Origin of the sequence: Acetobacter zythi (genome assembly GCF_963921165.1) — a bacterium.
In the GTDB taxonomy this organism is placed as follows: Bacteria; Pseudomonadota; Alphaproteobacteria; order Acetobacterales; family Acetobacteraceae; genus Acetobacter.
This window is the reverse complement of sequence record NZ_CAWUEO010000012.1, coordinates 349,318-362,290: the sequence shown is the minus strand read 5'-3', so window position 1 is coordinate 362,290 and position 12,973 is coordinate 349,318. Positions and strand designations below refer to the sequence as shown.

The following is a 12,973-nucleotide window of genomic DNA, read 5'->3' as shown; positions in this document are numbered from 1 at the left end:
CATGGAGGCCGCAATGTCCAACACAGTTTCACCGAACAATACCCCCAATGATCTGCGCCATATGCTTGAGCGCCAGCGCGCCGCGTTTGTGCATGCTGGTCCAGCGGATGCCACGCAGCGCCGGGCCGACCTGCGCCGACTGAAAGCAGAAATCCTGAGAAGGCGGAGTGACATTGTCCGTGCCCTACGGACCGACTTTGGCCAGCGCTCGGAGCGTGAAAGCGCGATTGTGGAACTGATCCCGCTAGTGCGGGCGATCAATTACATGATCGCGCATGTGGGGCGCTGGATAAAGCCCGAACGGCGCCATGTTTCGGCTTATTTTCAATTTGGTCGCGCATGGGTGGTCCGTCAGCCTGTGGGAGTCGTGGGCATTATCGCGCCGTGGAATTACCCGCTCTCTCTAGCCCTTGTGCCACTGGCCACAGCTATTGCTGCGGGCAACCGCGCCATGATCAAACCATCGGAACTCACCCCCGCTACATCGGCAGTCATCAACCAGATTGTGCAAACCACCTTCCTGCCAGAGCAGGCCTGCGTTGTTATGGGGGATGCCTCGGTCGGGGCAGCGTTCTCGGCCCTGCCGTTTGACCATATCCTGTTCACGGGCAGCACGGCGGTCGGGAAAAAAGTAGCAGAGGCTGCGGCCCGTAACCTAACCCCCGTCACGCTTGAATTGGGGGGCAAGTCCCCCGTGGTGGTTGAGTCGGGTTTTTCGCTCAAACGAGTGGCGGAGCATGTGGCTTTTGGCAAACTGACCAATGCTGGACAAACCTGCATTGCCCCGGACTATATGCTGCTCCACGAAAGCGAACAGCAGGCTTTTGCCACGGCCTATCAGGAAGCTGTCCAAAAAATGCATCCAGAAGGTTATGTCGGATCTCCCGATTATACGGCCATCCTCAACCAGCACCACTATGAACGATTGAATGGGTTGGTGCGTGATGCAGAAGAACAGGGCGCACGTGTTATGCGTATGGGCCAGGATTCCGCCGCAAACCATGTGCTTGCGCCAGTTCTTGTTATGGATGCCACACCAGAGATGGCCATTATGCAGGAAGAAATTTTTGGCCCTGTCCTGCCTGTGCTGACCTACAAAAATCTTGATGAGGCCATTGCCTTTATCAACGCGCGCCCGCGACCTTTGGCGCTGTATTATTTTGGAAAAAATAGTGCTGAACGCAACAGGGTTCTGAACCACACAGTGTCAGGCAACGTCACAATCAATGGCACCTTGCTGCATGTAGCACAGGATGACCTGCCGTTTGGTGGTGTTGGAGAGAGTGGGATCGGGGCTTACCATGGAAAAGAAGGGTTTATCAGGCTCACTCATGCCCGTGGTGTGTACCAACAGGGCCGCTTCAACATGGTGAAAATACTACACCCACCATTTGGAAAAATAACTGATATAATAACTAATTTTATAATTAGGCTATAATGCGGTTATGGGCAGGTGAGGGGCAACCCTGCCCACTTTATAAAAACCCGGATATTTTACCATCGGATGTGTAGCGCACGCACCAGAAGTTTGGCAGCAGCACTTTTTTTCCGCTATAGGCAGGGATCAAACGAGACTGGAAGCTCCGGCATGGCAAGCTTACGTCTTTGTTTGAAACATTCTAAGCCATAGAGTGCTTTATTCGAAAGCGGATGTCATGCACTTGATGTTGCGTGGAAAAATGTTCAAAATTTACATACACCACAGTCAATGCATGCAACTCGTTGTCAGTCTGCCGAGTAAAAACTGTTCCAAGGATCAAACAACCCCATGAGTCTGATGCAGGATATTTCTGTCGTCATCGCTGTTTCTGCGTTCTGGTTAATCGCGATGATTGTACCTGGACTGGACTTCCTTCTTGTGACGCGTCTTGCTGTTCTGCGGGGGCGATCGGCAGCATGGCAAGCGACGCTGGGAATCGCAACAGGCGTTGCGATTTGGGGAATATGCGGGTTTTTCGGGATCCGCACGCTATTTTATGCCGCTCCATGGCTTTATCTTTTACTTAAAGTTGGGGGTGGACTCTATCTGTTCATCGTTGGTTGCAAACTGTTTATTGGAAGTTGGCAGTCCAGCGCGAAGGATGCCACAACCGCGCCAACTGATCCTACTTCTGGCGGCTTTCGTACAGGACTTCTGACCAATCTCGCCAACCCAAAGACACCGGTCTTTGTCTCAAGCCTTTTCGCCGCGTCCATGCCGCAGCACGCCCCGGTTCAACTGGGACTTGCCTGCGTATGCGCCATGTTCGCTGTTGCTGTGGGGTGGTTCGCTCTGGTTGCTATGGTGCTGAGCCATGCGCGGGTTTCAGCCGCGTTTTTGAAATGCCGACGTTGGATCGATCGCTGCGCGGGGCTTGCCTTCATGGCGCTTGGCATTCGTTTTATAACGGAGCGCGCGCCCAGTTAAAATTGGCCCTCACGAAACGCAGAGACCAAAATTCCGAAAAGGCACACAGCAGGCATAACCCACTGAAAAGAAAGATATTTTCAAGAAATGGCGGAAGGGGTGGGATTCGAACCCACGGTACGCTCTCACGCACGCCGGTTTTCAAGACCGGTGCCTTAAACCGCTCGGCCACCCTTCCTTACCTAGCTTTAGGTGTCCGCCTTATAAACAGGATGCAACGGTTCTGTCTAGCGGTGCAAAGCAGGAGAGTTCACCCCGCAACGCTTGCCCTTCCCGCCATGGAACTGTACAAGCCCCAGACAGAATAGCCATTCCTCTCAGGAACCAAGTATGAAACAGCAGGCAAACCTGATCCGTGCCGGTCAGGTCATTGAGCATGACGGCCGTCGCTGGACGGTATTGAAACAGCAGATCATCACCCCCGGTAAAGGTGGTGCGTTCATTCAGGTTGAAATGCGCGACCTCAAGACCGGCAACAAAACCAACGAACGCTGGCGCACGGCCGATACGGTCGAACGTCTGATGACCGAAGACCGCGAATATCTGTTTTCCTATGCAGATGGCGAACTGCTGGTTCTGATGGACCCCGAAACATTTGAACAGCTTTCCGTCCCGACCGATCTGCTGGGCGATCAGGCTCCCTTCATTCAGGACAACATGACCATCAACCTGCATCTGGTTGAAGGCGACCCGGTTGGCATTGACCTGCCCCCGCATGTAACACTGGAAGTGGTAGAGGCTGATCCGGTTGTAAAAGGCCAGACCGCCAGCTCCTCCTACAAGCCCGCCATGCTGTCCAATGGTGTCAAAACCATGGTGCCACCGTTTATCGAAGCCGGTGAACGCATTGTGGTCCGCACGGAAGACGGGTCTTACGTCGAACGCGCCAAGGACTGATTTTTTTCAGTTTTTTTCTCTCCAGAGCAGGACTTAATTACAGTGGCCATGCGTCTCTCCCCCGTCATGATGGTGATGCAAACCGCAGCCCAGAAGGCGGCCAAGCGTCTCCTGCGCGATTTTAACGAAGTCGAGCAGCTTCAGGTCAGCATCAAGGGACCGGGTGACTTTGTTTCCCAGGCGGACCTGCGTGCGGAACAGACCCTGCGCGAAGAACTGGAACGGGCCCGTCCGGGTTACGCCTTCCTTATGGAAGAATCCGGGGAATCGGGTAGCGACAACTGGACATGGCGCTGGATTGTTGACCCGCTGGATGGCACATCCAACTTCCTGCACGGCATTCCGCACTGGGCCATTTCCATTGGCCTTCAGCGCCGCCTGCCCGATGGCAAGGTGGAACTGGCCGCAGCCCTGATCTACAACCCCGCAGCGGGTGAGATGTTCTGGGCCGAAAAGGGGAATGGCGCTTACCTGAACGAACGGCGCATTCGTGTTTCCGCCCGCCGGGACATGCACGAATCCCTGTTTGCCACGGGTATTCCCTTTGCCAAGGTGCCTGCCCGCCAGCGCCTGCCTTTTGCGCGCGTTCTGGGTAGCCTTATGCCGCGCGTGGCGGGGGTTCGTCGCTTTGGTGCGGCGGCTCTCGATCTGGCATGGGTTGCCGCTGGGCGTTACGAAGGCTACTGGGAGTTCGGCATAAAGCCGTGGGACTGTGCTGCGGGTATTCTGATCGTGCGCGAAGCCGGTGGGCAGGTCACAGACCCCGATGGTGGTGAACTGGACGCTCTGCCGGATGATGTCATGATTGTTGCAGGCAACGGCCACATGCACGGCAAACTGCTGGAAATTGTTGCCGACAGCCTGAAAAATCCGGAATAACGCCACCATACCACGGAACTCTGGGGCAAACATTGCTGGGGAGCGACACTGCATGTCCGTAGGTTTGCCCCCACAGACCCCAACAGAATGCCCTGTGTGCCATGCTCACAGGGCTTCTTTTGCTTTTAGCAAACAGAGCTACGACCTGTTCCGGTGCCCGGACTGTGGCTTTCTGTTTGTTCATCCCTACCCCGACGCCGCCACGATTACTGCGTTTTACGAAACGGCGTATCGCGGCGCTTCGGCCGATTTTTACCCCAAATCCTCCAGCCGCCGCAGGCGTACAGTGTGGAAGAGCCTCAGATTCCTCCGCTATGTCCGCCATAAGGACGTGCTGGACCTTGGCTGCGGCGGCGGCTTTATGGTCGAAGCCTTTAACCGTCTGGGCGCCCGCGCATCAGGCATAGACATCAGCCAGAACAGCATTGCCTATGCAAGGCAGCATGTCCCCCGGAGCACTTTTTACTGCGAAGACCTGACCACCTTCCGCAAACGCAATCTGACATTTGATTTTGTCTTCAGTTCCGAAGTTCTGGAGCATGTTCCCGGCCCGGATGAATTCATGGCAACGCTGGCTGCAATCACCCGTCCTAATGGCTATGTTTACATCTCCGCGCCAGATGTGGGGCACCACCGGGTGCCAAAGGACCTTCCATCATGGGCGGATATCTGCCCACCCGAGCATTTGCAGTTTTTCAACCACCACAATCTCTGCCTGATTTTTGAACGCTATGGTTTTGTCATGCACAAAAACATGAAAAACCGCACACCGGCCCATTCGGTCCTTTTTCGGCGCAAGAGCAACTAACCCACTGCGTTACAGCTTTGCGCTCTGGCATTCAGTGCAAGAATCGCCCATGTAAAGGAGGCCATGCAGCCATCCTTTCCCTCCGCCCACGAAGCCCCAGCCCTTGTGCCCTATCAGGGGCGGTTTTCGCTCCTGACGGAAGATGGAGAACTACTCAGCCTGAGTGCGGGCGAGGTCCGCGAGCGGCTGCATGCCATGCCATGCCCGCTGGTTGTGCATGCCCCTGCTCTGGCGCGCAAACTGGACCTGCCCCCTACGGGCCAGCCCTCCCCGTGGCTGGACCTGCTGGAACTCTTTGCGTTTGTGTACCCCGCCCGCACCGTAGCCCCAACCGCACGCGGGCTGGCACTGGCCCTTGGGCTGGACGAACAGGGTCTTGACCGTGCGGAGGCAGACTTACTGCCCAGCCTCCTGTCCATTCTGCTGGGGGAACTGGCGCGGCAGGCCAAGGAAGGGCAGATTGAGCAACTGGCGGCCTTTACCGTCCGGTTGGGGCAGGCTGGCTGGATATGGACCGGCACAGTGGCCGAAACCATAGACCTGCGCGCCAGACTGACCAACAACGGCCGACTGGCGGAGGAGGCCACACAACCCGCCGATGCCCTGCGCGTATGGCGGCACCTGCCCAAATGGGAGGAAACCGCCCAGCGCCCTCCCCCGGCCTCCCACCCCATCAGCCCGGCGGAAGCACGGGAGCGACTGGGCAGCATTCTGGGCGACAATGCAGAAATCCGGTCTGGGCAGGCGGATTTTGCCAGTGTCTCGACCGAGGCGTTCGCACCGCGCGCCACACGGGGTGATCCCGCCATTGTGCTGGCCGAAGCCGGAACCGGAACCGGCAAAACGCTCGGCTATATTGCGCCAGCCAGCCTGTGGGCCGAGCGGAACGATGGGGCCGTGTGGGTCAGCACCTACACCCGCCACCTGCAACGCCAGATAGAGCAGGAAACAAAGCGCCTCTACCCCGACCCCGCAACACATCGGCAACACGTGGTTCTGCGCAAGGGACGCGAGAATTATCTGTGCCTGCTGAACATGGAAGAAGCCGTCAATACCGCGGCCTCCCGCCCCGCGGGCATTACCATTGCCCTGTGCATGCTCGCGCGCTGGGCCATAGCCACGGCAGATGGAGACCTGTTTGGCGGCGATCTACCCGGCTGGTTTGGAGACCTGTTCGGCCACGGCAACCTTGCCGGTGTGGCGGACCGCAGGGGGGAATGCATCCACGGGGCCTGCGCACATTATCAACGCTGCTTTGTGGAACACTCCATCCGCCGTGCGCACAACGCCGCACTGGTTATTGCCAACCACGCACTGGTCATGACGCAGGCCGCCTACGCACAGGCGGGCATGAGCGATGATGACGAGGCAGGCGCCCAAAGCAACATTCCCTCACGCTATGTGTTTGATGAAGGCCACCATCTGGCCGATGCGGCGGATAGCGCCTTTTCCGCCGAGCTTTCGGGGCTGGAAACAGCAGAACTGCGCCGCTGGCTTTTGGGGGCGGAAGGCCGGCGCTCCCGCGCGCGTGGACTCAAGCGCAGGCTGGACGATCTGGTGGTTGGCCACCCAAAGCTGGAAAGCCCGCTGGATGCCGCCCTGCTGGCAGCCACAGCCCTGCCCGCGCCGGGCTGGTCCACCCGCCTGGCGCCCGAGGCGGCAAACGAACCACCTCCGCCAGAACCCATGGACCTGAGCACCCTGTTCCCGCCCGAGCCTCCGGCGGACCAGCCGCTTATGGAAAATCCGACCGAGGCATTTTTGCGCCTGCTCCGCCAGCAGGCCATGGCGCGCTCAGCCGAGGGAGGCAAGCAGGTCATCCATGCCGCCATGGAATGCGACCTGCACCCGCTGGTGCCGGACATGGCCGAGGCAGGCCAGCAACTGGCGCGCGCGCTCAGCCGTATTGTGGAACCCCTACGCACCCTGACCGAGCGCCTGCAGGCCCGGCTGGAAGACGATGCGGACACGCTGGACACCACCACCCGTGGCCGCATAGAGGCCATGACCCGCGCCCTGCGCCGCCGCGCCATATCGCGCCTGGATGCATGGATTGCCATGCTGGCCGCACTGGACCAGCCACCAGAACCGGGCACCACACCAGCCCATGTACACTTCATCCGTCTTGAACGGCGCGAAAAACAACGCGTCAACGAGCAGGATGTGGGGCTGTACCGCCACTGGCTGGACCCGACCATTCCGTTTGCGGGCATTATGGCCGTGCCTGCGCAAGGCATGCTCATGACCTCCGCCACACTCCGCGACCAACAGGGCGGCACACAGGAAAGCGACGAGGCAGAAACCGCATGGGAGGCGGCGGAGGCCCGCACGGGGGCCAACCATTTTCCCTCCCCCGCGCTACGCGCCAGTCTGGCCAGCCCGTTTGATTACGCCAAGCAGACCCGCGCCTTTATTGTTACGGATGTGGACAACAGCTCCATTGTGGACCTGTCGGCGGCCTTTCGCACGTTGTTCCAGTCTTCGGGCGGGGGGGGGCTTGGCCTGTTTACCGCCATATCCCGCCTACGTGGGGTATATGACCGCATAGCCCCTACCTTGGAGGGCGAGGGCCTACCCATTTACGCCCAGCATGTGGATGCAATGGACAACAACACGCTGGTCGATATTTTTCGGACCGAGGAACATGCCTGCCTGCTGGGCACCGATGCCATGCGTGATGGGGTGGATGTGCCGGGCAATGCCCTGCGTCTGGTTGTGTTTGAGCGCGTACCGTGGCCCCGGCCAGATATTCTGCACCGTGAGCGGCGGATTCATCTGTCAGGTGGAGACCCTAAAGGGTTTGATGACCGCATAGCCCGACTCAGGCTGCGGCAGGCCTTTGGGCGGTTAATCCGCCGTCAGTCAGACCGTGGGGTGTTTGTTCTGCTGGACCGGCGCACACCCACAAGGCTTTTAAGCGCCTTCCCCAATGGGGTGGCCGTCGAGCGGTGTGGGCTTGCGCAGACCGCTCGCCAAATCACCGCTTTTCTGGCGGAGCAGGCCGGACAAGACTGACCGGCCCGACCCCAGACCGCTGTGTTAGAGCGGTTTAAGGTTGGTGGCTGCCTGCTTGCCGCGTTCTTCCACCATGTCGTAGGACAGTTTCTGTCCATCATTCAACGCGCGCAGACCGGCTGCCTGTACAGCGGTAATATGCACAAACACGTCTTTCCCTCCATCATCGGGGGCAATAAAACCAAACCCTTTGGTGGCGTTGAACCATTTAACGGTACCTGTCGACATGAGCGAAGTCATCCTTATTTCGGCCAGTTACTCCTCCAGCACACGACGCACCACGAGGAGAAAGGGCATTCTCCCCCATGACCGGGGGCGCTTGTCAATCACAATTCAGTCCGCCCCCCCATTTCCTGCTCTTTACGGACCTTACGGATTGAGGGTGCTTTTAAGGAAAGCAAGGCTGCGTTCCTGCGCCTGCAAAAAGGCCTGCGCGTTGTAAGATGCGCGTTCCTCACAGCCAAAACCGTGTTCCGCGTCATCATAAACATACAGTTCAAGGTCAGGCTGGGCCGCACGAATGGCGGCTATGTCGGTATGGGGAATGCTGGTGTCGCGCTCACCAAAATGTAATTGCACGGGGCAGTGTGGAGTCTCATCCCTGTGGGCGGCAATGCCTCCGCCGTACCAACTTACGGCTGCGGCAAAGTCCTCTGTTTGTGTGGCGGCCTCCCATGCCAAGGTGCCACCCCAGCAATACCCGATCACCCCGACCTTGCGCGCACCCAGCGCCCGGGCTGCGGCCTGCACGTCCAGCAGGGTCTGGGCCAAGGGTATCTGCGCACGCAGGGCAAGGCCCTTTTGCACACCATCGGTTGTGTAATCCAGCTCCACGCCACGTTGGGCGCGGTCAAACAAGGCAGGAGCAATAACGTGAAAACCCGCCTGCGCAAACCGCTCACACACTGTGCGGATATGGTGGTTCACGCCAAAAATTTCCTGCAACACCACCAAGGAATACGGGTGTGCGCCACGCTCGGTTTCCCACGCGCTCAACTGGTGGCCATCGGCGGCTTCTAATGTGCGTATCTGTCCCATGTTCAATCTCCTTGTCTGGGATGAAGTTAAATCAAAAAGAAACTTTCCCCCATTCCTTGACTCACCCCCTGGGCGAACCTACCTTTTGCTCTGGCACTCCCAAGGGTGGAGTGCTAACGCGACGCGGCGTTATGTTACGCGCGGTTCAAACGGGTGGCGCTGCTTTCTGACAAAGGGCGCCATCACAGCAAATGAATGTGGAGTGATCCATAATGACGAAGTTTCGTCCCTTACACGACCGGGTAGTTGTACGTCGCCTTGAAGGCGAACAGAAGACCGCCGGTGGCATCATCATCCCCGATACGGCCAAAGAAAAGCCAATGGAAGGCGAAGTGGTCGCTGTTGGTGCGGGTGCCCGCAATGAACAGGGTCAGGTTGTGGCGCTTGATGTCAAGGCCGGTGACCGCGTTCTGTTTGGCAAATGGTCCGGCACGGAAGTGAAGATCGACGGCGAAGAGCTGCTGATCATGAAGGAAAGCGACATTCTGGGCATTGTTGCAGCCTGATCCGCTCTGATCCGACCGTTTACTTACCAAAGATCTTCACAGGAGAAATTCAATGGCTGCCAAAGACGTAAAGTTTGGTGCAGACGCACGCCAGCGTATGCTGCGCGGTGTGGACATTCTGGCTGATGCCGTAAAGGTAACGCTCGGCCCCAAAGGCCGTAACGTTGTTCTGGACAAGAGCTTCGGCGCGCCCCGCATCACCAAGGACGGCGTTTCCGTCGCCAAGGAAATCGAACTGGCTGACAAGTTCGAAAACATGGGCGCACAGATGCTGCGCGAAGTGGCGTCCAAGACCAATGACGTAGCCGGTGACGGCACCACCACCGCAACCGTTCTGGCTCAGGCCATTGTGCGCGAAGGCCTGAAAGCCGTTGCCGCTGGCATGAACCCGATGGACCTCAAGCGCGGCGTGGACAAAGCTGTTGCCGTGGTTGTTGAGGAACTGAAAAAGAACGCCAAAAAGGTCACCACCCCCGCAGAAACCGCGCAGGTTGGCACCATCTCCGCCAACGGCGAAGTTGAAATCGGCAAGATGATCTCCGAAGCCATGCAGAAAGTTGGCTCCGAAGGCGTGATTACCGTTGAAGAAGCCAAGCACTTCCAGACCGAACTGGACGTGGTTGAAGGCATGCAGTTCGACCGTGGCTACATCTCTCCGTACTTCGTGACGAACCCGGAAAAGATGACGGCCGATCTGGAAAACCCCTACATCCTGATCCATGAAAAGAAGCTGTCTTCTCTTCAGCCGATCCTGCCGCTGCTTGAATCCGTTGTTCAGTCCGGCCGTCCGCTGCTGATCATTGCGGAAGATGTTGATGGCGAAGCGCTGGCGACCCTGGTGGTCAACAAGCTGCGCGGTGGCCTCAAGATTGCTGCTGTCAAGGCTCCGGGCTTCGGTGACCGCCGTAAGGCCATGCTGGAAGACATTGCTATCCTGACCGGTGGTCAGGTCATTAGCGAAGACCTCGGCATCAAGCTGGAAACGGTTACGCTGACCATGCTTGGCACCGCCAAGAAGGTTCACATCGACAAAGAAAACACGACCATTGTTGACGGTGCTGGCAACGGCGACGACATCAAAGGCCGCGTCAAGCAGATCCGTGCGCAGATCGAGGAAACCTCATCCGACTACGACCGTGAAAAGCTGCAGGAACGTCTGGCCAAACTGGCTGGCGGCGTTGCCGTGATCCGCGTTGGTGGGTCCACGGAAATTGAAGTGAAAGAACGCAAGGACCGCGTGGACGACGCCCTGCACGCAACCCGCGCAGCAGTTGAAGAAGGCATTGTTCCCGGTGGTGGCACGGCTCTGGCCCGCGCAACCAAGGCTCTGGCCCACCTGCACTACCACAATGACGACCAGCGCGTTGGTGGCAACATCATCCTCAGCGCCCTGCAGGCTCCCCTGCGCCAGATCGCCCTGAACGCGGGTGAAGACGGTGCTGTGGTCGCCAACAAGGTGCTCGAAAACGAAGACTACAACTTCGGCTTCGATGCACAGGCTGGCGAATACAAGAACCTGGTTGAAGCCGGTATTATTGACCCGGCCAAGGTTGTCCGTACCGCTCTGCAGGATGCAGCCTCCGTTGCTGGCCTGCTGATCACCACGGAAGCCATGGTTGCAGAACGCCCTGAAAAGAAGGCAGCCCCTGCGGGTGGTCCTGACATGGGCGGCATGGGCGGCATGGACTTCTAAGTCACCCAGACCCGTTTTTGAGGGTTTTGGCGGGGCGGGTCTGACCAGCCCCCCAATTCCCCCAAAACAGGCAAAAGGGCGTGCAGACCTTCGGGTGTGCGCGCCCTTTTTGCTATGGGGCCCGGAGCAGCTTGTTTTTTGTGGCTTTTTTGGACCACGCGTCAGATTGTCAAATAATTCGCCATCAAACCGGATTGCCTCCCGAGTCATTTCGGAATAGATACAATAAGATTAGGCCCATAGCTCCTTACTCGAATCTGGCGAGCATCAATGGCTGCGTATTTTAAGGAGAACGCATCATCATGTCAGCGCGACCCTTCCTAGCTGTCAATCCGGCGAGAGGTCCAGTTATTCGCAAGACCACGGCTGTTCTGTCGGCCTGTCTTGTTGCAGCCCTTGGCTGCTCCCAGGCGTATGCCGCAGATGCCCCCCCACCCATTGATACGGGTGATACGGCATGGATGCTTACCAGCACCGCACTGGTGCTGATGATGACCATTCCCGGCCTTGCCCTGTTCTATGCCGGTATGGTGCGTAAGAAAAACGTGCTGGCAACACTCATGCAGTCCTTTGCACTGTGTTGCATCATGTCCATTGTGTGGATGGTTGCCGGGTACTCCCTCGCCTTTACAACCGGGTCTCCGTGGATTGGTGGTTTCTCCCGCGTGCTGCTCAACGGGATTGGCGCGCATATCCATAACGGGTCGGATATCGGGTTTACGCTGGGTGCGGATAGCCCCAACGCAACAACCATGACCATTCCTGAGAGCATCTTCATGATGTTCCAGATGACCTTTGCCATTATCACCCCCGCACTGATCTCTGGTGCTTATGCCGAGCGTATGAAGTTCAGCGCTATGTGCATTTTCTCCATTGTCTGGTCTTTGGTGGTGTATGCCCCCATTGCGCACTGGGTCTGGAGCCCGATCGGCTGGCTGGCAGGGCTTGGTACGGCTGACTTTGCAGGTGGTACGGTTGTGCACATCAACGCCGGTGTGGCCGGTCTGGTCTGTGCTCTCGTGCTTGGTCGGCGCAAGGGCTACGGGCAGGACGACCTCTCGCCCTTCAACCTGACCTATGCCGTTATTGGCGCGGCCCTGCTGTGGGTTGGCTGGTTCGGCTTTAACGCAGGCTCCGCTGTTGGCGCCAATGGCCGTGCGGGCATGGCCATGGCCGCAACCCAGATTGCCGCTGCCGGTGCTGGCGTTTCCTGGATGCTGGCGGAATGGCTGCGTTCGGGCAAACCGACTGTTCTGGGCGTGATCTCGGGCGCTATTGGCGGGCTGGTTGCCATTACCCCCGCAGCAGGCTTTGTGCTGCCGGGCAGTGCGCTGGTTATTGGTCTTGTAACCGGTGTTGTCTGCTACTGGGGTGCAACCTCCCTCAAGCACATGATGGGCTATGACGACAGCCTGGACGCCTTTGGCGTACACGGTGTTGGCGGCATTGTTGGCGCCCTGCTGACAGGTCTGCTGGCCTATGGCCCGCTTTCCGCAACGGATGCCAACCCCTCTGGTGTTGTTGGCTCCCTGCACCAGCTGGTTGTTCAGGCCGAAGCGGTGCTGGTGACCATTGTGTGGTGTGCCTTTGCCTCCTTTATCATCCTCAAGGTGATTGATCTGGTGATCGGGCTGCGCGTTACCGCTGATCAGGAACTGGAAGGGCTGGATATGTCCCTGCATGGTGAACGGATTAACAACTGATCCGTTAATCCCTCCTCCTTTTTCGGC

11 protein-coding genes and 1 tRNA gene are annotated in these 12,973 nt (G+C 58.2%); 9 read left to right on the top strand and 3 right to left on the bottom strand.

From position 1 onward, the window contains the following. Positions 1-13: 13 nt before the first annotated feature. Both AABE20_RS07285 and AABE20_RS07280 read left to right on the top strand, forming a co-directional pair. Complete coding sequence (locus AABE20_RS07285) at positions 14-1,438, top strand: coniferyl aldehyde dehydrogenase (RefSeq protein WP_338332469.1); 1,425 nt, start codon at positions 14-16, stop codon at positions 1,436-1,438. 330 nt (positions 1,439-1,768) lie between these two features. Further along, on the top strand, positions 1,769-2,407 hold the full coding sequence (locus tag AABE20_RS07280) for a LysE family translocator (protein WP_338332468.1): 639 nt from the start codon (positions 1,769-1,771) through the stop codon (positions 2,405-2,407). A gap of 88 nt (positions 2,408-2,495) precedes the next feature. Here the strand turns inward: AABE20_RS07280 and AABE20_RS07275 are convergent. After that, a tRNA-Ser gene (locus AABE20_RS07275) sits at positions 2,496-2,585 on the bottom strand. A gap of 152 nt (positions 2,586-2,737) precedes the next feature. Here AABE20_RS07275 and efp point away from each other — a divergent pair. The 4 genes from efp to AABE20_RS07255 all read left to right on the top strand — a co-directional run bounded on the left by efp (position 2,738) and on the right by AABE20_RS07255 (position 8,006). Continuing rightward, entirely contained in the window at positions 2,738-3,304 is a 567-nt protein-coding gene (gene efp, locus AABE20_RS07270) for an elongation factor P (protein WP_338332467.1), read from the top strand. A 48-nt stretch (positions 3,305-3,352) separates the two neighbouring features. Beyond that, positions 3,353-4,183, top strand: a complete 831-nt coding sequence (locus AABE20_RS07265; RefSeq protein WP_338332615.1) for an inositol monophosphatase family protein — start codon at positions 3,353-3,355, stop codon at positions 4,181-4,183. Positions 4,184-4,235: 52 nt separating this feature from the next. Next, the gene (locus AABE20_RS07260) at positions 4,236-4,991 is read left to right on the top strand and encodes a class I SAM-dependent methyltransferase (RefSeq protein WP_338332466.1); all 756 of its coding nucleotides are present in this window, start codon (positions 4,236-4,238) and stop codon (positions 4,989-4,991) included. A gap of 63 nt (positions 4,992-5,054) precedes the next feature. Further along, the gene (locus AABE20_RS07255) at positions 5,055-8,006 is read left to right on the top strand and encodes an ATP-dependent DNA helicase (protein WP_338332465.1); all 2,952 of its coding nucleotides are present in this window, start codon (positions 5,055-5,057) and stop codon (positions 8,004-8,006) included. 24 nt (positions 8,007-8,030) lie between these two features. Here AABE20_RS07255 and AABE20_RS07250 read toward each other — a convergent pair whose 3' ends face one another. Together AABE20_RS07250 and AABE20_RS07245 are read right to left on the bottom strand one after the other, a co-directional pair. After that, on the bottom strand, positions 8,031-8,234 hold the full coding sequence (locus AABE20_RS07250) for a cold-shock protein (RefSeq protein WP_025827469.1): 204 nt from the start codon (positions 8,232-8,234) through the stop codon (positions 8,031-8,033). 141 nt (positions 8,235-8,375) lie between these two features. Next, positions 8,376-9,044, bottom strand: a complete 669-nt coding sequence (locus AABE20_RS07245; RefSeq protein ID WP_338332464.1) for a dienelactone hydrolase family protein — start codon at positions 9,042-9,044, stop codon at positions 8,376-8,378. Positions 9,045-9,256: 212 nt separating this feature from the next. Between AABE20_RS07245 and groES the strand changes: the two genes are divergently transcribed. From groES to AABE20_RS07230, 3 genes are all read left to right on the top strand, one after another. Further along, positions 9,257-9,550, top strand: a complete 294-nt coding sequence (gene groES / locus AABE20_RS07240; protein ID WP_059024221.1) for a co-chaperone GroES — start codon at positions 9,257-9,259, stop codon at positions 9,548-9,550. Between the two features lie 52 nt (positions 9,551-9,602). Beyond that, on the top strand, positions 9,603-11,243 hold the full coding sequence (groL, locus tag AABE20_RS07235; RefSeq protein WP_338332463.1) for a chaperonin GroEL: 1,641 nt from the start codon (positions 9,603-9,605) through the stop codon (positions 11,241-11,243). Between the two features lie 302 nt (positions 11,244-11,545). After that, positions 11,546-12,946, top strand: a complete 1,401-nt coding sequence (locus tag AABE20_RS07230; RefSeq protein WP_338332462.1) for an ammonium transporter — start codon at positions 11,546-11,548, stop codon at positions 12,944-12,946. Positions 12,947-12,973 lie beyond the last annotated feature (27 nt).

Coding starts and splice junctions, on each gene's coding strand:
- AABE20_RS07285 (WP_338332469.1), top strand. CDS start 14: ATGTCCAACACAGTTTCACCGAACAATACCCCCAATGATCTGCGCCAT.
- AABE20_RS07280 (WP_338332468.1), top strand. CDS start 1,769: ATGAGTCTGATGCAGGATATTTCTGTCGTCATCGCTGTTTCTGCGTTC.
- efp (WP_338332467.1), top strand. CDS start 2,738: ATGAAACAGCAGGCAAACCTGATCCGTGCCGGTCAGGTCATTGAGCAT.
- AABE20_RS07265 (WP_338332615.1), top strand. CDS start 3,353: ATGCGTCTCTCCCCCGTCATGATGGTGATGCAAACCGCAGCCCAGAAG.
- AABE20_RS07260 (WP_338332466.1), top strand. CDS start 4,236: ATGTCCGTAGGTTTGCCCCCACAGACCCCAACAGAATGCCCTGTGTGC.
- AABE20_RS07255 (WP_338332465.1), top strand. CDS start 5,055: ATGCAGCCATCCTTTCCCTCCGCCCACGAAGCCCCAGCCCTTGTGCCC.
- AABE20_RS07250 (WP_025827469.1), bottom strand. CDS start 8,234: ATGTCGACAGGTACCGTTAAATGGTTCAACGCCACCAAAGGGTTTGGT.
- AABE20_RS07245 (WP_338332464.1), bottom strand. CDS start 9,044: ATGGGACAGATACGCACATTAGAAGCCGCCGATGGCCACCAGTTGAGC.
- groES (WP_059024221.1), top strand. CDS start 9,257: ATGACGAAGTTTCGTCCCTTACACGACCGGGTAGTTGTACGTCGCCTT.
- groL (WP_338332463.1), top strand. CDS start 9,603: ATGGCTGCCAAAGACGTAAAGTTTGGTGCAGACGCACGCCAGCGTATG.
- AABE20_RS07230 (WP_338332462.1), top strand. CDS start 11,546: ATGTCAGCGCGACCCTTCCTAGCTGTCAATCCGGCGAGAGGTCCAGTT.